This window comes from Bacillus cereus group sp. N21 (assembly GCF_016483395.1).
GTDB lineage: Bacteria > Bacillota > Bacilli > Bacillales > Bacillaceae_G > Bacillus_A > Bacillus_A pseudomycoides.
The window spans coordinates 56,368-77,456 of sequence record NZ_JAEHBX010000012.1 but is presented as its reverse complement, the minus strand read 5'-3'; the positions used below and the strand labels follow the sequence as shown (position 1 = coordinate 77,456).

The following is a 21,089-nucleotide window of genomic DNA, read 5'->3' as shown; positions in this document are numbered from 1 at the left end:
TAGTGAAGTTTTTCTTCTTATTTCGTTTCGTACGAGCTATTTGAATGTTAAAAGCTGAAGAAAGCACTACGAAAATAGTGGCGTAACATTTGTGCTCTTGAGAAAGGTAGTGGGACGGACGATGAAAAATCAATGGTTCACACGATGGCTTGGGTATGTGAAGGTTCGAATTGAAGGTAGAGGAGCGGAGCGTTTTATTAATGAATGTGTGCGCAGAAATTTAGTCGTATGGGATGTAAAGAAGATTGCAGAAGATACATTAGTATTTTGTATGTTGCTTCGTGATGTGAAGCGACTGAGACCGATCTATCGAAAAAATGAATGTAAGCTATACTTTATTGGACGTTTCGGTTTTCCGTTTTGGAATAAGCGTTTGCTTAAGAATAGTGGTTTTTTAATCGGTTTTCTTATCTTTTTTTTCGGTATGATTGCTTTATCAAATATGGTCTGGAAAATCGAGATTACAGGGGCAAAACCGGAAACGGAATATATTCTTATAAAAGAATTGGATAAAATGGGCATTAAAAAAGGAAGACTGCAATTTCAAATGCCGAATGTAGAAGATGTTCAGCGTCATTTGACAGATAATATTAATGCGATTACATGGGCTGGCCTAGAGATAAAGGGGACAACATATCATTTTAAAATTGTTGAAAAAAATGAGCCGGAGAAGGAGAAAGAGCAAAAACCACAAAATTTAGTTGCCAAAAAAGAGGCAATCATTACAAAAACATTTGTGGAAACTGGAAAACCAGTTGTAATGAAAAATGATTATGTGCAAAAGGGACAACTTCTTGTGTCAGGGATGTTTGGAAAAGAGGATAATCCAACGATTGTTTCTGCTAAAGGAATTGTATATGGAGAAACGTGGTATGAATCTGAAGTGACAGTTCCTTTAAAAACAACATTTCAAGTGTATACAGGAAATTCATATAATGAGCATTATCTTCGTCTTGGAAGTGTTAAAATAAAAATATGGGGATTTCAGCATGATAAGTATAAGCGGTCTCGTACTGAAAATGTCAAACATGATGTGAAACTGTTTGGTTTTATATTGCCTATTTCCTATGAAAGGGAAATTGTGCGTGAAGAGGAAGAAGCGAATCGTGAATATACAGAAAAACAAGCAATGCGAGTAGCGAAAGAAATGGCTGAAAAAGAACTAAAGAAAAAATTGGATGAACATGCTATGATTGTAAGTGATAAGATTTTGCACAACGAGGTTGAGGCGAATCATCTAAGAGTAACATTACATTATACAGTGATTGAAAATATTGCAGAGCCACAACCGATATCTGAATCCGATATTCAAGGAGACTGAGTAATGGCAGAACAATTAATAGAAATGAATCAACAAGTGGAAAATCCTAATGAAGCAATCGCTCTATTTGGAGTGAATGATGCACATTTAAAAGTAATTGAACGAGAACTTGCCGTATCTATCGTAACGCGAGGTGAATCTGTTCGTGTATCTGGAACAGATGAAACCGTGGCGCTTGTTGAAAAAATTTTACAGCAATTACTTGCTGTTATTCGTAAAGGTGTATCAATCTCGGAACGAGATGTTGCATATGCAATTCAGCTTGGCCGTCAAGGGAAAATAACTCATTTTGAAGAGCTATATGAAGAGGAGATCTTTAAAACAGCAAAAGGTAAATCCATCCGTGTGAAAACAATGGGGCAAAGACAGTACATTCATGCGATGAAGAAGAATGATATTGTATTTGGAATAGGGCCTGCTGGTACAGGGAAGACATATTTAGCTGTGGTAATGGCTGTACGAGCATTAAAGCAAGGGTATGTAAAAAAGATTATTTTAACAAGACCAGCTGTAGAAGCAGGGGAAAGCTTAGGTTTTTTACCAGGTGATTTAAAAGAAAAGGTAGACCCTTATTTACGTCCTTTATACGATGCGCTTCATGATATTCTTGGGCAAGAATATACACAGCGTATGCTAGAGAGAGGAACGATTGAAATTGCACCTCTTGCATATATGAGGGGACGTACGCTGGATGATTCTTTCGTTATTTTAGATGAAGCTCAAAATACAACTGGTGCTCAAATTAAAATGTTTTTAACTCGCCTAGGTTTTAGTTCGAAAATGGTTGTTACTGGCGATCCGTCGCAGGTTGATTTACCGAAGGGGGTAAAGTCGGGACTTTCAATTGCTGCGAATATTCTATCAGGTGTATCAGGGATTTCATTTGTTAAATTAGAGCAATCGGACGTTGTAAGACATCCCCTTGTGCAGCGGATTATCGAGGCATATGATAAAATGGAATGATCCTATTTGTAAGGATCATTTCTTTTTGTATGATAGAGATAGATGAAAGGGTTGGCGAATAGCCTATTTTTTACTATCATTAAAGGATGGACAAGTAGATTCATTTACTTGCGAATGTGCAGTGCAATGTAGAAGCCTGCTTATAAAAAGCCCGATTGGTGAGGGTTAATCATTAGTGGGGATAAAAAACTCCCGTTGATTAAAGATTCACTTTATGTCTGGAGAGGAGAAGGTATTGAAATCATGTCAAGATCTCAAGAAATTTCTAGGTGGTTTCGTAACATACAACATTCGAAAAAATTAAGCTGGATTTCTTATATTTTATTAGGAGCGGTACTGTTTTTTGCACTCATGAACAATGTGAAACCAGAGCAACTAGATGTTAAAATGCTATCTATTTCGAAACAAACAATCCACTCTCCTATCAAAATCGAAGATAAAGTAACGACGGATAGAAAGAAGAGAGAAGCTGCTCAAAAGGTAGAGGACCAATATACATATCGAAGTGAATACAAGCAAAATAAAGTAGATATTGTAAACTCTGTCTTTTTAGCGATAGAAGAAGTGGAAGCTGACACGAAGGCTGCTGGTCCTGATGAACAGAAAAGGATTTCTGCTGCAGAACGATTGGAGAAATTAAAGAAGAAATTGCCTACAGATTTAACAAAAAGTTTATCTGATTCTGTGTTGTTACAGTTTGTAAATGCTGGACCAGATCAATTGTCATTAGCAAGAGATGCTATGGTAACAGCGATTAATAATATTATGAGTACTCACATTAAAATGAATGAAGAAAATGATGCGAGAGAACGATTTGTCAATGAAATACGCAATGTTAATGTGAATAGCGATTTAAAAGACGCACTTAACGTACTTGGGAAATATGCAATTGAAGCAAATTATTTCTATGATTCAACTGCTACAAAAGACCGGAAAAAAGTAGCGGAAGATGCAGTTGCGCCAGTTTATATTCTTCAAGGGCAAATTCTTGTGAAGGAAGGCGACACGATTACAAGAGAAGTATACGATCAATTGAAATTAGTTGGGCTTCTTGAACAAGGAAATACATTTCAGCCATTTGTAGGATTAGCAATCATTATTGGTGTACTCCTATTCTTTATGCATAAGCAATTTGAATCGTTTTTAAAATTGAAAAGAGAAGAAAAACCATATATTTTAGCTTATACAACAATTGTAGCGATTACAGTCGTTTTGATGAAAATCATTAGTTTGTTTCAAAAGTTGGAATATGCCGGTATCGCATATGTTGTTCCGGTCGCGATGGGAACAATACTAGTAAAATTAATGATTGGTGATCGTTTTGTTTTTATAACAAGTATGATCTTCTCTGTATGTGGGAGTATTATGTTTAATGAAGGTGTAACGAGTACACTGAATTATAGTGTAGGTATTTATGTTTTATTAAGCTCGTTATCGGTTAGTATCTTTTTGAGAGAGAAAAATCGACGTTCGATGATCTTACAAGCGGGCATCCTTGTTTCTGTTCTAAATGTAGTTGTATTAGCTGCGCTATTACTTTTGCGTAATGGAAACTTCTCGCCGCTTGAAATTGGTTCACAATTATTAATGGCTGCTGCTTCTGGTATCATCTCATCCATTTTAGCTATGGGGATTTTACCGTATTTAGAAAGTGGTCTTGGAATTGTATCAAGTATGAAGCTTATGGAGCTTTCAAGCCCGAATCATCCGCTCCTTCGTAAAATTTTACTAGAAGCACCGGGAACATATCATCATAGCGTTATGGTTGCTAACCTTTCTGAGGCAGCTTGTGAGGCTGTTGGAGCAAATGGAGTTTTAGCACGTGTTGGTGCGTATTATCACGATATTGGGAAAACAGTGCAGCCTCATTTCTTTATAGAAAACCAAATGGGGATTGAAAACCCACATGATAAATTAGATCCTGAAATGAGCAGAGATATTATTATTGCTCATGTGACAAATGGAGTAAAAATGTTAGAAGAACACCATATTCCGCAAGAAATTATTGATATTGCAGGACAGCATCATGGAACGACATTACTTAAATATTTTTACTATAAAGCAATTAAAGAAGATAAAGAGAGATATACAGAAAAAATGTTCCGTTATCCAGGATCAAAAGCGACGTCAAAAGAGTCTGCAATTGTTGGGATTGCGGATAGCGTCGAAGCAGCAGTGCGTTCTATGAACCATCCGACACCAGAACAAATTAATAATTTAGTACAAAGTATTATAAAAGATCGTTTGCAGGATGGACAATTTAGTGAATGTAATTTGACATTTAAAGAATTACAAATTGTTGGGAAAACTTTATGTGAAACGTTAAATGGTATTTTTCATTCTCGTATTAAATATCCGGAACCGCCGGAAGAAAAGGGGACAGAATGAGTTTATTAATAGATTTTTTTGATGAAACAGAAGAAGTGAAAGAAGAATATGTGAATATGATTTGCGATTTGCTAGAGCAAGCTGCACGAATGGAGAACGTAGAAGATGGAACAGAGCTTTCTGTTACATTTGTTGATAATGAACGTATTCAAGAAATTAATCGTGATTATCGCGACAAAGATCAACCGACAGACGTTATTTCTTTTGCAATGGAGGATATGGGAGAAGGAGAGATGGAGATCGTTGGCGCGGAAATGCCGCGTATGCTAGGAGATCTTATTATTTCTATTCCAAGAGCGAAAGAACAGGCTGAAGAATATGGGCATTCCTTTGATCGTGAATTAGGATTTTTAGCGTTGCATGGATTCTTGCATTTACTTGGTTATGATCATATGACAGATGAAGACGAAAAAGAAATGTTTGGAAAGCAAAAAGAAATTTTAGAGGCGTTCGGATTAGGTAGATGAAAAAAGGAAAACTTATAAATAGTTTTGGATATGCTATAGCTGGTATATACTTTTGTCTTCGTCACGAACGAAATATGAAAATTCATTTTTGGGCCGCAGTTATTGTTATATGCTGCGGCTTTTATTTCCGTGTAACGAGAACGGAATGGCTCATATTACTCATTACAATTGGAATTGTCATGAGTTTGGAAATGGTCAATACGGCAGTTGAAAAAACAGTTGATTTAGTCACAGCGGATTTTAAACCATTTGCGAAAATTGCAAAGGATGTTGCTGCTGGTGCAGTGCTATTATTTACTGTTATAGCTGTTATAATTGGTGCTATTATCTTTTTACCTTATATGGTATAGTTGCATTCCAAAGCTTTTGTTATGCTTTGGTAGCGTTAAGAACGCCGTTAATGAAAGTTTCATTTTATCTTTTCACAATTGTGAATGGAAAGGATGCGAGAGCATGAACAGCAAAGAATTAATTCAAGAAGCAATCGAAGCGCGTAAACAAGCGTATGTACCATATTCTAAGTTTCAAGTAGGTGCAGCATTATTAACGGAAGATGGAAAAGTATACCGAGGATGTAATGTTGAAAATGCATCATATGGATTATGTAATTGTGCAGAAAGAACAGCTTTATTCAAAGCAGTTTCTGAAGGAGATAAAGCATTTGTAGCCATTGCGGTAGTAGCGGATACGAAGCGTCCAGTACCTCCTTGTGGAGCGTGCCGTCAAGTTATGATAGAATTATGTAAACAGGATACGAAAGTATACTTATCAAATTTACATGGTGACGTTCAGGAGACAACAGTTGGAGAATTGTTACCAGGAGCATTTTTAGCGGAGGATTTACATGAATAGAAAAGGTTATAAATCAGGTTTTGTCTCTATAATTGGAAGACCGAATGTTGGAAAGTCTACATTTTTAAATCGAATTATTGGTCAAAAAATTGCAATTATGAGCGACAAACCACAAACAACTCGTAATAAAATTCAAGGTGTATACACAGAAAATGATTCACAAGTTATCTTTATTGATACGCCAGGAATACATAAGCCGAAGCATAAATTAGGCGATTTTATGGTGAAAATGGCACAAACGACATTAAAAGAAGTTGACATTGTATTATTTATGGTCAATGCTGCTGAAGGTTTTGGTCGTGGTGAAGAGTTTATTATCGAAAAATTACAAGAAACAAAGCAACCGGTATTTCTAGTAATCAATAAAATTGACCAAGTTCATCCGGAACAATTGCTGGAATTAATTGATCAATATCGTAAGTTACATGAATTTGCAGAAATTGTTCCGATTTCTGCATTGGATGGTAATAATGTTGAGGCGTTAATCGGTGCGATTAAAAAATATTTACCTGAAGGACCACAATACTATCCAGACAACCAAGTAACGGATCATCCAGAGCGATTTATTATTGCTGAGCTTATTCGTGAAAAGGTACTTCATTTAACACGTGAGGAAGTACCACATTCGGTAGCGGTTGTGATTGATGCGATTCAAAAGCGTGAAGGTGGAGCGGTCTATGTGAATGCGACAATTATTGTAGAGCGTCCATCGCAAAAAGGAATTATTATCGGAAAACAAGGGAAGATGCTGAAAGAAGTTGGAAAGCGAGCTCGCTTTGATATTGAAGCACTTCTTGGTTCAAAAGTATTCTTAGAAGTGTGGGTGAAAGTACAAAAAGATTGGCGTAATAAAATGTCACAACTTCGCGATCTTGGTTTCCGTGAAGATGAGTATTAATAGAAATTAGGAAAATTTTTCTCACATGAAAATGGACAAAATGGGTCATTTTAATAACAACAAAAGAAATTGGTTTATATGCTACGCTTACTGAGAAAGGTGGATTCTTATGCTAGATTTTACCTGGAAGTTTTTCTCCAAAACAGGAAGCATTGAAACGTATTTGCTTTTGAAGGAAATGGAAAAAGACGTAAACGATGAGATGGATCAACATGAAGAGGAGCTAGCGCATCTAGATTCTCCAATTTCTTGACCCGTTTTGTTCAAACCTTGGATGGTGACAAACATGTTTCAAAAAGTTGAGGGAATTGTCATCCGGACAACAGATTACGGAGAAACGAATAAAATTGTTACGATATTCTCCCGTGAGCTTGGAAAGGTAAGTGCAATGGCAAGAGGGGCGAAAAAACCGAAAAGTAGGTTAGCATCTATTTCGCAACTTATGATGCACGGTCACTTTCTGATTCAAATGGGGTCTGGACTTGGGACTTTGCAACAAGGTGAAATAATTTCATCTATGAAAGAAATTCGTGAAGATATATTTTTAACTGCTTATGCATCATTTATCGTGGAATTGACCGATAAAGCAACTGAAGATAAGAAACATAATCCGTATTTATTTGAAATGTTACATCAAACGTTGCACTATATGTGTGAGGGTGTTGATGCTGAAGTATTGTCTTTAATTTATCAAACGAAAATGCTCCCAGTACTAGGGATGCATCCATACTTTGATACATGTGCAATTTGTCACCAAGAAGCAGATTTTGTCGCCTTCTCTGTCCGAGAAGGCGGTTTTCTGTGCTCGCGTCATGCGCAGCAAGATCCATATCGTATTCCGGTGGGAGAGGCTGTTCATAAATTGCTACGTCTCTTTTATCATTTTGATTTAGCTCGCCTTGGTAATGTATCTGTTAAGGATGGAACGAAGCGGCAAATACGTACAGTATTAAATACATATTATGATGAATATTGCGGAATCTATTTGAAATCAAGGCGTTTTCTTGAACAACTTGATAAATTTCAAATATAATGAGGACCATATATAGGTCCTTTTTACATACTTTCTTTTTCAAAAAGCATATTTAGTATATAATATTTAAGAGATAGTATAACTTTTTTCGTTTTGCATTGAAGGTGGTGATTATCATAGAACTGAATAAACGGCAAGAACATATCATTCAGATTGTAAAAGATCACGGTCCTATTACAGGGGAATCAATTGCGGCACAATTAAATTTAACACGTGCAACATTAAGACCTGACTTAGCGATTTTAACGATGGCAGGTTATTTAGAAGCACGTCCACGTGTCGGTTATTTTTATACAGGGAAAACTGGGGGACAGTTATTATCAGAAGCTGTTAAGAAAGTTAAGGTACAAGATTATCAATCTAGACCGGTTGTAATTGATAAAAATATTTCCGTATACGATGCGATTTGTACCATGTTTTTAGAAGATGTTGGTACTTTATTTGTTGTAGATCAAGCGACGCTTCTAGTTGGGGTAGTTTCTCGTAAAGATTTATTACGTGCAAGCTTAGGAAAGCAGGATTTAACATCGCTTCCGGTTAATATTATCATGACAAGGATGCCAAACATCGCAATGTGCCGTAGAGAGGATTCTCTATATGATGTTGCGATGGAATTAATAGAAAGACAGATTGATGCTGTACCAGTGGTAAAAGACACGAAACAAGGGTTAGAAGTTGTTGGTCGAATTACAAAAACAAATATTACGCGTGCGTTTGTAAATTTAGTAAACAATGAATAAGTGTAATTTGTTTAAAGTGAGGTAATGTAATGGATAATAAAATCGTATATGTCGTATCTGACTCTGTTGGAGAGACGGCTGATTTAGTTGTTCGAGCTGCAATGGGACAGTTTCCATTTGCTCCTGATATTAGACGTGTACCGTATGTGGAAGATACAGGGACATTAAAAGAGGTAATTTCAATTGCGAAAAGTAATCGAGCGCTTATTTGCTTTACGTTAGTAAAACCAGAAATGCGTCAGTATTTGTTAGCAGAAGCGGCAAAAGAGGGTGTAGAGGCATATGACATTATCGGGCCTCTTATCGATCAAATCGAAGAGATTACAGGACAAGTTCCAAGGTATGAACCTGGTGTTGTTCGTAGATTAGATGAAGAATATTTTAAAAAGATTGAAGCAATTGAGTTTGCTGTTAAATATGATGATGGTAGAGATGCACGTGGGATTTTAAAAGCTGATATCGTTTTAATTGGGATATCACGTACATCAAAGACGCCACTTTCACAATATTTAGCTCATAATAAACGATTGAAGGTTGCGAACGTACCACTTGTACCAGAAGTGGATCCGCCTGAAGAATTATATCAAGTTGCAAAAGAGAAATGTTTCGGTTTGAAAATTACACCGGATAAGTTAAATCACATTCGAAAAGAACGATTAAAATCACTTGGGTTAAGTGATGGAGCAACATATGCGAACATCAATCGTATTAAAGAAGAAATTGATCATTTTGAGAAGGTAGTAAGTAAAATAAACTGTCAAGTTATTGATGTGTCAAATAAGGCAATTGAGGAAACAGCGAATATTATTGTGAATGCAGTGCAAAACCAAAAAATGTTTTAGCACATTTACCAAGGGTGAATGTGCTTTTTTCGCTCAAGATAAAGAAAAACTTTAATCAGTGGAGTTCTTCATCCTTTACTATTTGGGCTTTTACGGGTAGGTTGTCCCCCGCTTAACCTTTTACTTTAATCTGAATTTTGAAATGGGAGTATTACTGCCCGTGAATAGCCGGATAAAATTTTAAAGGATATGTAGCGAAGTTAGAGAAAATATATTATAATAAAAAATTGTGATAAAAAGGTACATTTTACGTTTAGACTTTAATTTTTCAGAATAAACTAGGGATAGGATTTACGGAAAAGGTATGCATTTACGTAAAATCGACAAAAATCTAGACAAGAAAACGCACATTATGGAAGGATTCACAGAAGGGATGTAGAATACAGAAATATGCAAAACATCAGTAAGATTCTAGTTGATGCAGATGCATGTCCTGTGAAGGATGAAATTGTGCAATCCGGAAAAAAATTCCATGTCGAAATTTTGTTTGTCGCATCCTACGCCCATCGTTCGAGAAAACAGCAAGGGAATTGGAAATATGTGGATTCTGAGCAAGATGAGGTGGATTTTTATATCTATAAACATGCCAAAGCTTCAGATCTCGTAATTACACAGGATATGGGACTTGCTGGTCTTCTTGTGAAAAAAGGGAGTATATGTATTATCTCCACGAGGTACATTTGTGACTGATGAGCAAATGGATACAATTTTATATAGTAGGTATGTATCTGCGAAGTTACGCAGACAAGGGACCTACACAAAAGGTCCAAAAGCATTTTCAACCCATGATCGACAATGCTTTTTAATAAATTTAGAAAAAATATTGTCGAATTATAAAGGAATCCTTTAATTTGTATCGAATACAAAATACGACACGGAGATGGAGTTATGGGGAACAGAATTCCCGAAGAAGTTGTTGAACAGATTCGGACATCATCTGATATTGTAGAAGTGATTGGTGAGTATGTTCAGCTCAGAAAGCAAGGGCGCAATTATTTTGGGCTTTGTCCATTCCACGGTGAGAATTCACCTTCATTTTCTGTTTCATTAGACAAGCAAATTTTTCATTGCTTCGGATGTGGAGAGGGAGGAAATGTTTTTTCATTTCTCATGAAGATGGAAGGGCTCTCTTTCATAGAAGCTGTGCAAAAGCTAGGAGAAAGAAATAATATTTCGGTTGTAGATTATACATCAGGACAAGATCAACAAGAGAACATATCTGATGACAGTGTCATTATGTTACAGGCTCACGAACTTTTGAAAAAATACTATCACCATCTTTTAGTAAATACTGAAGAGGGAAATGTAGCTCTTTCTTATTTACTAAATCGAGGTATTACAAAAGAGATGATTGCAAAGTTTGAAATTGGTTATGCATCTCCAGGTTGGGATGCAGCAGCAAAAATATTACAAAAAAGAGGTTTTTCGTTATCGACCATGGAGCAAGCTGGCTTGCTTGTGCGGAGTGAAAGGGATGGCAGTCACCATGACCGTTTTCGCGGAAGGGTTATGTTTCCCATTCACACACTACAAGGAAAAGTCGCAGCGTTTAGTGGAAGGGCGTTGGGGGATGATACTCCGAAATACTTAAACAGCCCAGAAACACCTATTTTTTACAAAAGCAAATTGCTGTATAACTTCCATCAAGCAAGACCGTTTATCAGAAAACGAGGGCAAGTTGTTCTATTTGAAGGATATGCTGATGTATTAGCTGCTGTAAAAAGCGGGATTGAAGAATCAGTTGCGACGATGGGAACAGCTTTAACAGAAGAACAGGCAAAACTTCTGCGGCGTAATGTTGAAACTGTTGTTCTTTGCTATGATGGTGATAAAGCAGGACGAGAAGCGACGATGAAAGCAGGACAATTGTTATCGCAAGTTGGTTGTCATGTGAAGGTTACTTCATTGCCAGATAAGCTTGATCCTGATGAATATGTGCAACAATATGGAACAGCGGCGTTTGAAAATCTTGTAAAGGCTAGTATAAGTTTTGTTGGATTCAAAATAAATTACTTGCGTTTAGGGAAAAATTTGCAAGATGAGTCTGGTAAAGAAGAATATGTGAAAAGTGTTTTAAAAGAGCTAGCATTATTGCAAGATGCAATGCAAGCGGAGTCGTATTTAAAATCATTATCGCAAGAATTTTCTTACTCAATGGAAACACTTTTAGGTCAATTGCACCAATATCGCAAAGAACAAAAGATACAGCAAAAACAAACGAAACAAATTTCTAAGCCGCCTCAAATTGTTCAGGCAAAACCGAAATTTTCAGGTTTTGAAAGGGCAGAAAGAGAGCTCATTTACCATATGTTACAAAGTGCCGAAGTTGCTTTCCGTATTGAACCTCATATAGAAGATTTTCATACGGAAGAACATAAAGGGATTTTATATGAACTATATGCATATTATGAAAAGGGAAATGAACCTTCAGTCGGGAATTTCTTGAGCTGGCTCTCTGATGAGAAATTGAAAAATATTATCACCAATATTTCAACGGATGAATTCATTAATCCAGAATACAGTGATGAAATATTGCAAGGTCACTTAGAGGCGCTAAGCCGCCACAAGCAAAAGCTTAAAAAGATGGAAACCATTTTTGCATTAAAGCAAATGGAAAAAACAGATCCAGTAGAAGCTGCAAAATTTTATGTAGCATATTTACAAAATCAGAAAGCAAGAAGATAGCTTTTTGTATAAAATTTTATTATAATGAATGTTTGTATCTCGCGTAAGGAGGGGAACAGATGGCTGATAAACCAGCTCGTTCTAAACAAATTGAAACTGATATGACTCTTGAGCAAGTGAAAGAACAACTCACTGAGCTTGGAAAAAAACGTGGCGTTCTTACATATGAAGAGATTGCAGAACGCATGAATGGATTTGAAATTGAATCTGATCAAATGGATGAATATTATGAATATTTAGGTGAACAAGGGATTGATTTAGTTGGCGACAACGATGAAGGTCCGAATAATCACCAAATCACAAAGACAGAAGAAGAATTCGATTTAAATGATTTAAGTGTGCCACCAGGTGTGAAAATCAATGACCCTGTTCGCATGTATTTAAAAGAAATCGGCCGTGTGGATCTACTATCTGCTGAAGAAGAAATTCGACTTGCAACCCGCATTGAAGAAGGTGATGAAGAAGCGAAGCGCCGTCTTGCGGAAGCGAATTTACGTCTTGTTGTAAGTATTGCAAAACGATATGTAGGCCGTGGTATGCTCTTCTTAGACTTAATCCAAGAAGGAAACATGGGTTTAATTAAAGCTGTTGAAAAGTTCGATTATCGTAAAGGTTTTAAATTCAGTACGTATGCAACTTGGTGGATTCGTCAAGCGATTACACGTGCCATTGCAGACCAAGCGAGAACAATTCGTATTCCCGTTCATATGGTTGAAACAATTAATAAATTAATCCGTGTACAGCGTCAATTATTACAAGATTTAGGACGTGAACCATCTCCAGAAGAAATTGGAGAAGAAATGGATCTTGCTCCAGAAAAAGTACGCGAAATCTTAAAGATTGCACAGGAGCCAGTTTCTCTTGAAACACCAATTGGTGAAGAGGATGACTCACATTTAGGCGATTTTATTGAAGACCAAGAAGCAACATCACCTGCGGACCATGCAGCGTATGAATTGCTAAAAGAACAATTAGAAGATGTGTTAGATACACTAACAGATCGTGAAGAAAATGTTCTACGTCTTCGTTTCGGTTTAGATGATGGACGAACTCGTACGCTTGAAGAAGTTGGGAAAGTATTCGGCGTAACGAGAGAGCGTATTCGTCAAATTGAAGCAAAAGCGCTTCGTAAATTAAGACATCCAAGCCGTAGCAAACGTTTAAAAGATTTCTTAGAATAGGGTTCTTTTTAAGTTTACTTCACATTTGTGAAGTAAACTTTTTTATTTTGTTAATTTTTGTTAAAATTTAGCTGTCAGTAACGATTACAATTCTTGTAATTTATTTTACAGAATTGTCTTTTGATTTGCAAATGCTCATTTTTCGATTTTTCGATTAATTTCGTTTATTCTATACAAAAATATATGTAGAAAAACAAAAAATATGATGAGAAGCGTTGATATTTATCAAAATAATATGGGATAAAAGGAAGAGAATCAATAAACTGAATTTATGGAATATTTTTAACAACTGATAGTTTTGTCTTTTCTGATAGAACGTTTTCAAGTACAATAGAAGTGACTGAATCATCTAACTATTTGGGGGTGTAGAGGGGGGAGAAGAGATATGAAACGTAATCCGTTGATTCCATTCGCTCTTATTGCAGCACTGGGCATTATCATTATGTTTGTATTTTCGTTTCAGGGGTTACATAAATCTAAAGAGCTTGCTGATGCAAAAAATGGTGGGAAACCTGCACAAACGGCATCGAAACCAGAAGATATTGTGAAACAAAGTTGTACGAGCTGTCATGGTGATCAGTTGCAAGGTGCAGTAGGGCCTAACTTACAAAAAGTTGGTGGGAAACTTTCCAAAGATGAAATTAAGGAAGTGCTTACAAAAGGGAAAGGAAATATGCCAGCGAATATAATCCCAGCAGATCAGGCTTCTAAAGTAGCTGATTGGTTATCAAAGAAAAAATAAAGTGAACCTTTAATCCGTGAGAATTGTATGATTCGCATGTAGTGGAATACGACCGATAAAACAAGTTCTTTGCTTATAGCAGGGAGCTTGTTTTTTCTTTCAATCTAAAATACGATGAAATAAATGAATTGTTTTGTTTCTTTACTTGCAACAACTACTGTAAATTCATTATCATGGAGACAGACTGACAAGAGAAGGAGTAATGGAAATAAATGAATGAAGTGAAGCTTTCAAAAAGATTAGAAGAAGTAGTGCGGGAGATTCCAGTAGGATCTACAGTTGCAGATATTGGTTCCGACCATGCGTATTTACCGTGCTATACAATCATAAATAATATTGCTACAAAGGCAGTAGCGGGAGAAGTGGTAGATGGGCCATTCCGTTCTGCACAGGCTACAGTAGCTGAGAGTGGCCTACAAGAAAAGGTAGATGTTCGTAAAGGAAATGGCTTAGCTGTTATTACACCAGGAGAAGTCGATGTTATTACAATTGCTGGTATGGGTGGAGCGCTAATTCGTGATATTTTAGAGAATGGAAAAGAAAAGCTAAATGGTGTAATACGTTTAATTTTACAGCCTAATATTGCTGCACATCATATTCGTGAATGGTTTATTGAAAATGGTTGGGAGCTTATTCATGAAAAAATTATAAAAGAAGACGGAAAGATTTATGAGATTTTAGTTGGGGAAAAAGGAGAACCGCTAACTCCTTATCATGAAAACAAACAAGCAGAGTTATTTATTGGACCATTTTTGATGAAGGAAAAAAGTGATGCGTTTGTAGAGAAATGGGAAAATGAACTGAAAAACTTTCAAAATATCCTGAAGCAAATAGAGCGTGCGACAGAATCAGAAGATACAAAGGCAAAACGAATTGAAGTAGTCGAGAAAATGAAAATGATAGAGGAGGTTTTATCATGAGTAAAATTCCAAATGGACATGAAGTGATTTCTTTATTTGAAAGTATGTATCCGAAGCATTTAGCGATGGAAGGCGATAAAATTGGTTTGCAGATTGGTGCACTCAATAAGCCAGTCCAGCATGTATTGATTGCACTAGATGTTACAGAAGCGGTTGTAGAAGAAGCGATTCAAATAGGTGCGAATGTAATTATTGCCCATCACCCGCTTATTTTTAATCCGCTAAAAGCAATCCATACAGATAAGGCGTATGGTCGAATTATTGAAACGTGTATCAAAAACGATATCGCTGTTTATGCAGCGCATACAAATGTCGATGTAACAAAAGGCGGAGTGAACGACTTGCTTGCTGAGGCGCTGGGATTACAAAATACAGAAGTGCTTGTTCCGACATACTCGGAAGAAATGAAAAAGATTGTTGTATGTGTGCCTGCAACGTATGCTGAAGAAGTTCGCAAAGCTCTTGGGGATGCTGGCGCTGGTTATATCGGCAACTATAGCCATTGTACGTTTAATAGTGAAGGAATAGGTACATTTATGCCTGGGGAGGGGACAAACCCTTATATAGGCGAAACTGGGCAGTTAGAGCGTGTAGAAGAGGTAAAGATTGAAACGATTATCCCAGCCCCACTAGAGCGAAAAGCAGTAAAAGCAATGTTAACAGCACATCCATATGAAGAAGTTGCCTACGATGTATACCCCCTTGATAATAAGGGAGAAACGTTAGGACTTGGTAAAATTGGATATTTGCAAGAAGAAATGACATTAGGCCAGTTTGCTGAACATGTGAAATCGGCATTAGATGTAAAAGGTGCGCGAGTTGTTGGGAATTTAGACGATAAAGTGCGGAAAGTAGCAGTGCTTGGCGGTGATGGGAATAAATATATTACGCAAGCGAAATTTAAAGGGGCAGATGTGTATGTGACGGGCGATATGTATTATCATGTTGCACATGATGCGATGATGCTCGGATTAAATATTGTGGATCCAGGACATAATGTTGAAAAAGTAATGAAACAAGGTGTGCAAAAGCAATTACAGCAAAAAGTAGATGAGAAAAAATTTGCTGTGCAAATTCATGCTTCTCAGTTACATACAGATCCGTTTACTTTTGTATAAGCTCTAAAAAGAAAAATTATAAAATCTTTCTTTTTAGATGGAAGAGAGCATCCGGCTATGCATAGAAGTGGTCAGAGCCTTTTTTTGCCCCATGCCAAGTGAAAACAAAGAGAAAAAAGAATATAGGTAATTTTTTTGTTCTTCGTAGCAGCGACTTATATGTGAAAAAATCAAAATAGATTTATATTGAATAAAAAAATCCGCTGCTAGTGAGTTAGCAACGGATTTTTTTTATTGTTGTTTTTTTACTTTTACACGTGGCAAGATTTTTTGAAGTGGTACGTTTCGTTTACGTTCCCAAGTTGCTGGGTTCATTGGGTCGTACTGTTCTAAAAAGGCGATTACTTCTTTTGTAATTGGCGTTGGTGTAGAGGCCCCTGCGGTAACAGCGACATTTTCGATCCCTTGCAGCCACTCTAATTGAATTTCGCTTACATCTGCAACGCGGTATGCTTTTGTACCAGCAATCTCTTGTGATACTTGGGCTAAACGGTTTGAGTTATTACTTTTTGGATCACCGACAACAATCGTTAAATCAGCCACATCTGCTTGCTTAGCAACTGCTTCTTGACGTACTTGTGTTGCTAAACAAATTTCTTTGTGAAATTCAGCTGTTGGGAATTTTTTCTGAATGTCTTCCATCAGGTGCTGAACGTCCCATTGACTCATTGTTGTTTGATTTGTTACTAAAATTTTCTCTGTTGGGATTTCTAGTGTCTCCAAATCATTTGCCTTTTCAATAAGATGAACGATGTCAGGTGCAATACCAACGGCACCTTCTGGTTCTGGATGTCCCTTTTTACCAATGTAAATCACATGGTATCCTTCCGATTTTTTTGTTTCGATAAGGTCGTGTGTTTTCGTAACATCTGGACATGTTGCATCGATTGTCGTTAACCCTTTTTCTTTTGCACGTTGTTTAACTTCTGGAGAAACACCGTGTGCTGTGAAAATAACAGTACCAGAATCAATTTTGTCTAAAATCTCTAATCGACTTGGACCATCTAATGTAATAATGCCATCTTCTTCGAAAGCGTCGGTTACATGTTTATTGTGAACAATCATACCTAAAATATAAATCGGTCTCGGTAATGTTTTATCTAGTGCAGCATTGCGTGCAATGACCATTGCATCAACAACACCGTAGCAATAACCACGAGGGGAAATTTTAACAATTTTCATGTGAGTAATCCTCTCCTTCTAAACAAGGAATCCTTTTTGTACATAGTCTTTTCCATTATAAAGGAGGAGCGGACAGAAAACAAAGGATTGTTAGACATATAGTTTCGGTTTTGGTGCCATACGCGGGATATTCTCCTCTTTCGGTAAGGCTCTTTCAATAACTGGTTCTAAAATTATTTTCTTCTTTTTTTTCTTTTTTGAAGGTGGTGGAGGTGTAGTAATTACTTCCACCTCTTCTGCTGATTCTTCAGCAGCACCTTTTCCAGAAGTGAGAATTTTTACGATGCTTGGTATGCTACGCACAATGGGTCCATACTGCTCGACGACAGGTCCAACAGATTGAGCGACTTGAGCAACTTTTTCAATGTTATTTAACATACCTGTTGGATTGGAGATTAAGTTGGAAAAAAAGCTGCCAATGCCACCGCCACCGCTAGCGCTAGGTATAATCGGTGCTGAGCCACGGATTTCATTCGGATTGTTCATTTGAGGTGGCATCATTTGTTGTGACTGCTGCATATAGGGCTGCTGATGTTGATGCATCATCGGTTGCCCCTCCATTTGTCGATAGGGAGGAACCATTTGCATAAAGGGCTGAGTCGGATCGTGTTTTTTGAATAGCTTCGAGAGAAATCCTTTCTTTTTTTGCATCATAGGAGGTAAATTAGGTATAGGATACGGGGTGTACGGTTGCTGTCCTGTATACATTTGTCCCATAGGAGAGTTCGGATACATAAGAGAACTCCTCCTTTCTTCAGTTAGGTATATACACATACAATATGCAATGAAAAGAAAGAAGGTTAGTTTTTGGAGTGAAAACCTAAACTAAAGATGGATTTTACTATTAGATTTCGATATAATGTAGACTTGACTGATTTGTGCGCGCAGTAGAAATTTTAGAAAGAAGGTGTAACTTATGACACTACAAACATTTACACAATATAATTTTCAACCGTTTTTAATAGATGCAGTTCGTGAACTACGCTTTTCAGAGCCGACAGAAATTCAAAAGAAAATTTTTCCTGTTGTGAAAAAAGGTGTGAGTGTAATTGGACAGTCCCAAACGGGTTCTGGTAAAACACACGCATATTTACTTCCAACATTAAACCGAATTGATGCGAAACGAGAAGAGGTCCAACTTGTCATTACAGCGCCTACTCGTGAGTTAGCACAACAAATTTATCAAGAGATTGTAAAGTTAACAAAGTTTTGTGAAGAAGATCAAATGATTACAGCACGCTGCTTAATCGGAGGAACAGATAAGCAAAGATCCATTGAAAAATTGAAAAAACAACCTCATGTTGTTATTGGGACACCCGGGCGTATTAAAGATCTAGTAGAAGAAAAAGCGCTATTCGTTCATAAAGCTACTACGATTATTGTTGATGAAGCAGACTTGATGCTTGATATGGGATTCATTCAAGATGTAGATAAAATTGCAGCGCGTATGCCTAAAAACTTGCAAATGCTTGTTTTCTCTGCAACGATTCCTCAAAAATTAAAACCGTTTATGAAGAAGTATATGGAGAATCCAGAGCATATTCATATTAATCCAAAACAAGTTGCAGCAGGGAATATTGAGCATTATTTAGTTCCTTCTAGGCATCGTAATAAAATTGAATTAGTGAAAAATATGTTACTTCAATTTAAGCCGTATTTAGCAATCGTTTTTACAAATACAAAGAAAAAAGCGGATGAAGTTGCGGACGGATTAGCAGAGCGTGGATTAAAAGTAGGAAGAATTCATGGTGATTTATCACCACGTGATCGTAAAAAAATGATGAAACAAGTTCGTGACTTAGAGTTTCAATACATTGTCGCTACAGATTTAGCCGCACGTGGTATTGATATTGAAGGGATTAGCCATGTTATTAACTATGAACTTCCATCTGATTTAGATTTCTTTGTTCACCGCGTAGGAAGAACAGCTCGTGCTGGATATTCAGGAATTGCAGTTACGATTTATGATCCAGCAAATGAAGAAGCGTTAGATAGCTTAGAAAAACAACGTAATATCATATTTAATCATGTAGACTTACGTGGAGATGAATGGGCTGATTTAGGTGACCGCCGTCGTCGTAAAAGTCGTAAAAAGCCAAATGATGAACTTGATATTATGGCAACGAAAGTTGTTAAGAAGCCGAAAAAAGTAAAACCTAATTATAAGAGAAAACTGGCAACAGAACGTGCAAAAGTGAAGAATAAATACAGTAATAAAAAAAGATAAGGGGAGATCCCTTATCTTTTTTTATCCTTTTATTTGCGAATGTGAATCTTTCCTGTAGCAAAAATAAAGGCGTTAGGTGAGGACTAATAACCAGCAGGAATTAAGAAAAACTCTACTAATCTTGATATGCTAAGAAGAGTTCCATGCTTTAGAAGCGGGGGGCGTAACTTGTGAATCTGTTTTAGCAGTATGTTTATTGTTTTGTGAACAAACAATTCACTACATATTTCTACAAATTATGCTATCATTATAGCTATTGTATATTGAAGAGGTGATTATATGTTAAAGATTGGATCTCATGTTTCTATGAGTGGTAAGAAAATGTTATTAGCAGCAAGTGAAGAGGCTGCTTCATACGGTGCGACAACCTTTATGATCTATACAGGTGCACCGCAAAATACGAGAAGAAAACCAATTGAAGAGTTAAATATAGAAGCAGGGCGTAAACATATGGAGCTCAATGGTATTGAAGAAATTATTGTCCATGCACCTTATATTATTAATGTTGGTAATACGACAAAACCGGAAACGTTTCAATTAGGTGTTGATTTCCTGCGCATGGAAATTGAAAGAACGTCAGCGTTAGGTGTAGCGAAGCAAATTGTACTTCATCCAGGAGCTCATGTTGGCGCGGGAGCTGAAGCTGGTATTCAGCAAATCATTAAAGGCCTAAATGAGGTATTGACGCCAGAACAGACAGTGAATATTGCACTAGAGACGATGGCTGGAAAAGGAACAGAGTGCGGACGCAGCTTTGACGAAATTGCAAAAATTATTGATGGTGTAAAATATAACGAAAAGTTATCTGTATGTTTCGATACGTGCCACACGCATGATGCAGGTTATGACATTGTGAATGACTTTGACGGTGTATTAAATGAATTTGATAAAATTGTTGGGATTGATCGTTTGCAAGTATTGCATATTAACGATAGTAAAAATATACGCGGAGCTGGAAAAGACCGTCATGAAAATATTGGTTTCGGTCATATTGGTTATAAAGCGTTACACCACATCGTACACCATCCGCAATTACAGCATGTACCAAAAATTCTTGAAACACCGTATGTAGGTGAGGATAAGAAAGATAAAAAACCACCATATAAGTTTGAAATTGAAATGTTGAAGAGTGGCTCATTTGATGAAGGTCTTCTTGAGAAGATTAAAGAACAATAAGGAGGGGGATTTCCACCTCCTTATTTTAATAGTTTCTGAAATAGCGTATTTATTTGTTGAGCGGTAGATGGGGAAGTGACTTTTGCAATCTTTTTTAAAAGTTCTAGTCTTTCTCCTGTATCATAAATGTTGATGTTTTTCCCTTTTATTAAAGGGACAATTTGCTCAGCCTGTTCAGTTGTGATGGGAACTTCATATTCTTTACTATATTTCAATAATTCTTTTGTTGTCATATGATTTAATTTTTTGTTTACAATGTGCTTGATGAGGTTCATGATGTAGTCCTCCTTCAGTTGTTCTTATATCGAAATATATGTGCGGGATGCTTGTATATATTCGCATAGTAGATGCTTT

21 protein-coding genes and 1 pseudogene are annotated in these 21,089 nt (G+C 36.7%); 19 read left to right on the top strand and 3 right to left on the bottom strand.

The genetic code is table 11. The features are described 5' to 3' along the window. The first annotated feature begins 121 nt into the window (after window positions 1-121). From yqfD to JDS96_RS09490, 17 genes and pseudogenes are all read left to right on the top strand, one after another. Window positions 122-1,321, top strand: a complete 1,200-nt coding sequence (gene yqfD / locus JDS96_RS09570; protein WP_018782549.1) for a sporulation protein YqfD — start codon at window positions 122-124, stop codon at window positions 1,319-1,321. 3 nt (window positions 1,322-1,324) lie between these two features. Further along, the gene (locus JDS96_RS09565) at window positions 1,325-2,284 is read left to right on the top strand and encodes a PhoH family protein (RefSeq protein ID WP_199666670.1); all 960 of its coding nucleotides are present in this window, start codon (window positions 1,325-1,327) and stop codon (window positions 2,282-2,284) included. A 243-nt stretch (window positions 2,285-2,527) separates the two neighbouring features. After that, window positions 2,528-4,672, top strand: a complete 2,145-nt coding sequence (locus JDS96_RS09560; RefSeq protein WP_026008575.1) for an HD family phosphohydrolase — start codon at window positions 2,528-2,530, stop codon at window positions 4,670-4,672. Next, a complete protein-coding gene (ybeY, locus tag JDS96_RS09555; RefSeq protein ID WP_018765846.1) occupies window positions 4,669-5,139 on the top strand; it encodes an rRNA maturation RNase YbeY in 471 nt (156 codons plus the stop codon). The genes JDS96_RS09560 and ybeY overlap by 4 nt, the downstream gene beginning before the upstream one ends. Next, on the top strand, window positions 5,136-5,489 hold the full coding sequence (locus tag JDS96_RS09550) for a diacylglycerol kinase family protein (protein WP_199666669.1): 354 nt from the start codon (window positions 5,136-5,138) through the stop codon (window positions 5,487-5,489). Before ybeY ends, JDS96_RS09550 begins: the two co-directional genes overlap by 4 nt. A gap of 103 nt (window positions 5,490-5,592) precedes the next feature. Further along, window positions 5,593-5,991, top strand: coding sequence for a cytidine deaminase (locus tag JDS96_RS09545; protein WP_003200655.1), 399 nt, complete (start codon window positions 5,593-5,595; stop codon window positions 5,989-5,991). Beyond that, window positions 5,984-6,889, top strand: coding sequence for a GTPase Era (era, locus tag JDS96_RS09540; RefSeq protein WP_018765845.1), 906 nt, complete (start codon window positions 5,984-5,986; stop codon window positions 6,887-6,889). Before JDS96_RS09545 ends, era begins: the two co-directional genes overlap by 8 nt. A gap of 109 nt (window positions 6,890-6,998) precedes the next feature. Beyond that, window positions 6,999-7,142, top strand: coding sequence for a YqzL family protein (locus JDS96_RS09535; RefSeq protein ID WP_000883924.1), 144 nt, complete (start codon window positions 6,999-7,001; stop codon window positions 7,140-7,142). 33 nt (window positions 7,143-7,175) lie between these two features. After that, a complete protein-coding gene (gene recO / locus JDS96_RS09530; RefSeq protein WP_016116361.1) occupies window positions 7,176-7,922 on the top strand; it encodes a DNA repair protein RecO in 747 nt (248 codons plus the stop codon). A 107-nt stretch (window positions 7,923-8,029) separates the two neighbouring features. After that, window positions 8,030-8,662, top strand: a complete 633-nt coding sequence (locus JDS96_RS09525) for a transcriptional regulator CcpN (RefSeq protein WP_026008574.1) — start codon at window positions 8,030-8,032, stop codon at window positions 8,660-8,662. A gap of 29 nt (window positions 8,663-8,691) precedes the next feature. Further along, window positions 8,692-9,504 (top strand): pyruvate, water dikinase regulatory protein, encoded by an 813-nt coding sequence (locus tag JDS96_RS09520; protein WP_003200663.1) that lies wholly within the window; start codon window positions 8,692-8,694, stop codon window positions 9,502-9,504. A gap of 390 nt (window positions 9,505-9,894) precedes the next feature. Then, a pseudogene (locus JDS96_RS09515) lies at window positions 9,895-10,354 on the top strand (YaiI/YqxD family protein). A 38-nt stretch (window positions 10,355-10,392) separates the two neighbouring features. Next, window positions 10,393-12,189 carry a DNA primase gene (gene dnaG / locus JDS96_RS09510; protein ID WP_003200667.1) on the top strand — a complete coding sequence of 599 codons (1,797 nt, stop codon included), beginning with the start codon at window positions 10,393-10,395 and terminating at the stop codon, window positions 12,187-12,189. 59 nt (window positions 12,190-12,248) lie between these two features. After that, window positions 12,249-13,370 carry an RNA polymerase sigma factor RpoD gene (rpoD, locus tag JDS96_RS09505; RefSeq protein ID WP_003200669.1) on the top strand — a complete coding sequence of 374 codons (1,122 nt, stop codon included), beginning with the start codon at window positions 12,249-12,251 and terminating at the stop codon, window positions 13,368-13,370. 385 nt (window positions 13,371-13,755) lie between these two features. Continuing rightward, window positions 13,756-14,112, top strand: a complete 357-nt coding sequence (cccA, locus tag JDS96_RS09500) for a cytochrome c550 (RefSeq protein ID WP_003200671.1) — start codon at window positions 13,756-13,758, stop codon at window positions 14,110-14,112. A 212-nt stretch (window positions 14,113-14,324) separates the two neighbouring features. Then, complete coding sequence (locus JDS96_RS09495; RefSeq protein ID WP_006095998.1) at window positions 14,325-15,032, top strand: tRNA (adenine(22)-N(1))-methyltransferase; 708 nt, start codon at window positions 14,325-14,327, stop codon at window positions 15,030-15,032. After that, window positions 15,029-16,150, top strand: coding sequence for a Nif3-like dinuclear metal center hexameric protein (locus JDS96_RS09490; protein WP_199666668.1), 1,122 nt, complete (start codon window positions 15,029-15,031; stop codon window positions 16,148-16,150). Before JDS96_RS09495 ends, JDS96_RS09490 begins: the two co-directional genes overlap by 4 nt. A 231-nt stretch (window positions 16,151-16,381) precedes the next feature. Here the strand turns inward: JDS96_RS09490 and JDS96_RS09485 are convergent, their stop codons facing one another. Together JDS96_RS09485 and vrrA are read right to left on the bottom strand one after the other, a co-directional pair. Beyond that, window positions 16,382-17,332 (bottom strand): 4-hydroxy-3-methylbut-2-enyl diphosphate reductase, encoded by a 951-nt coding sequence (locus JDS96_RS09485; RefSeq protein ID WP_003200678.1) that lies wholly within the window; start codon window positions 17,330-17,332, stop codon window positions 16,382-16,384. Window positions 17,333-17,422: 90 nt separating this feature from the next. Next, window positions 17,423-18,067, bottom strand: coding sequence for a VrrA/YqfQ family protein (gene vrrA / locus JDS96_RS09480; protein WP_018765841.1), 645 nt, complete (start codon window positions 18,065-18,067; stop codon window positions 17,423-17,425). Between the two features lie 181 nt (window positions 18,068-18,248). On the opposite strand from vrrA, the gene JDS96_RS09475 reads away from it, so the two are divergent. Next, window positions 18,249-19,559 (top strand): DEAD/DEAH box helicase, encoded by a 1,311-nt coding sequence (locus JDS96_RS09475; RefSeq protein ID WP_003208521.1) that lies wholly within the window; start codon window positions 18,249-18,251, stop codon window positions 19,557-19,559. Window positions 19,560-19,838: 279 nt separating this feature from the next. Continuing rightward, window positions 19,839-20,735, top strand: coding sequence for a deoxyribonuclease IV (locus tag JDS96_RS09470; RefSeq protein ID WP_003208520.1), 897 nt, complete (start codon window positions 19,839-19,841; stop codon window positions 20,733-20,735). 20 nt (window positions 20,736-20,755) lie between these two features. Here JDS96_RS09470 and JDS96_RS09465 read toward each other — a convergent pair whose 3' ends face one another. After that, window positions 20,756-21,010 (bottom strand): DUF2624 domain-containing protein, encoded by a 255-nt coding sequence (locus JDS96_RS09465; RefSeq protein ID WP_003200331.1) that lies wholly within the window; start codon window positions 21,008-21,010, stop codon window positions 20,756-20,758. Between the last annotated feature and the right edge of the window lie 79 nt (window positions 21,011-21,089).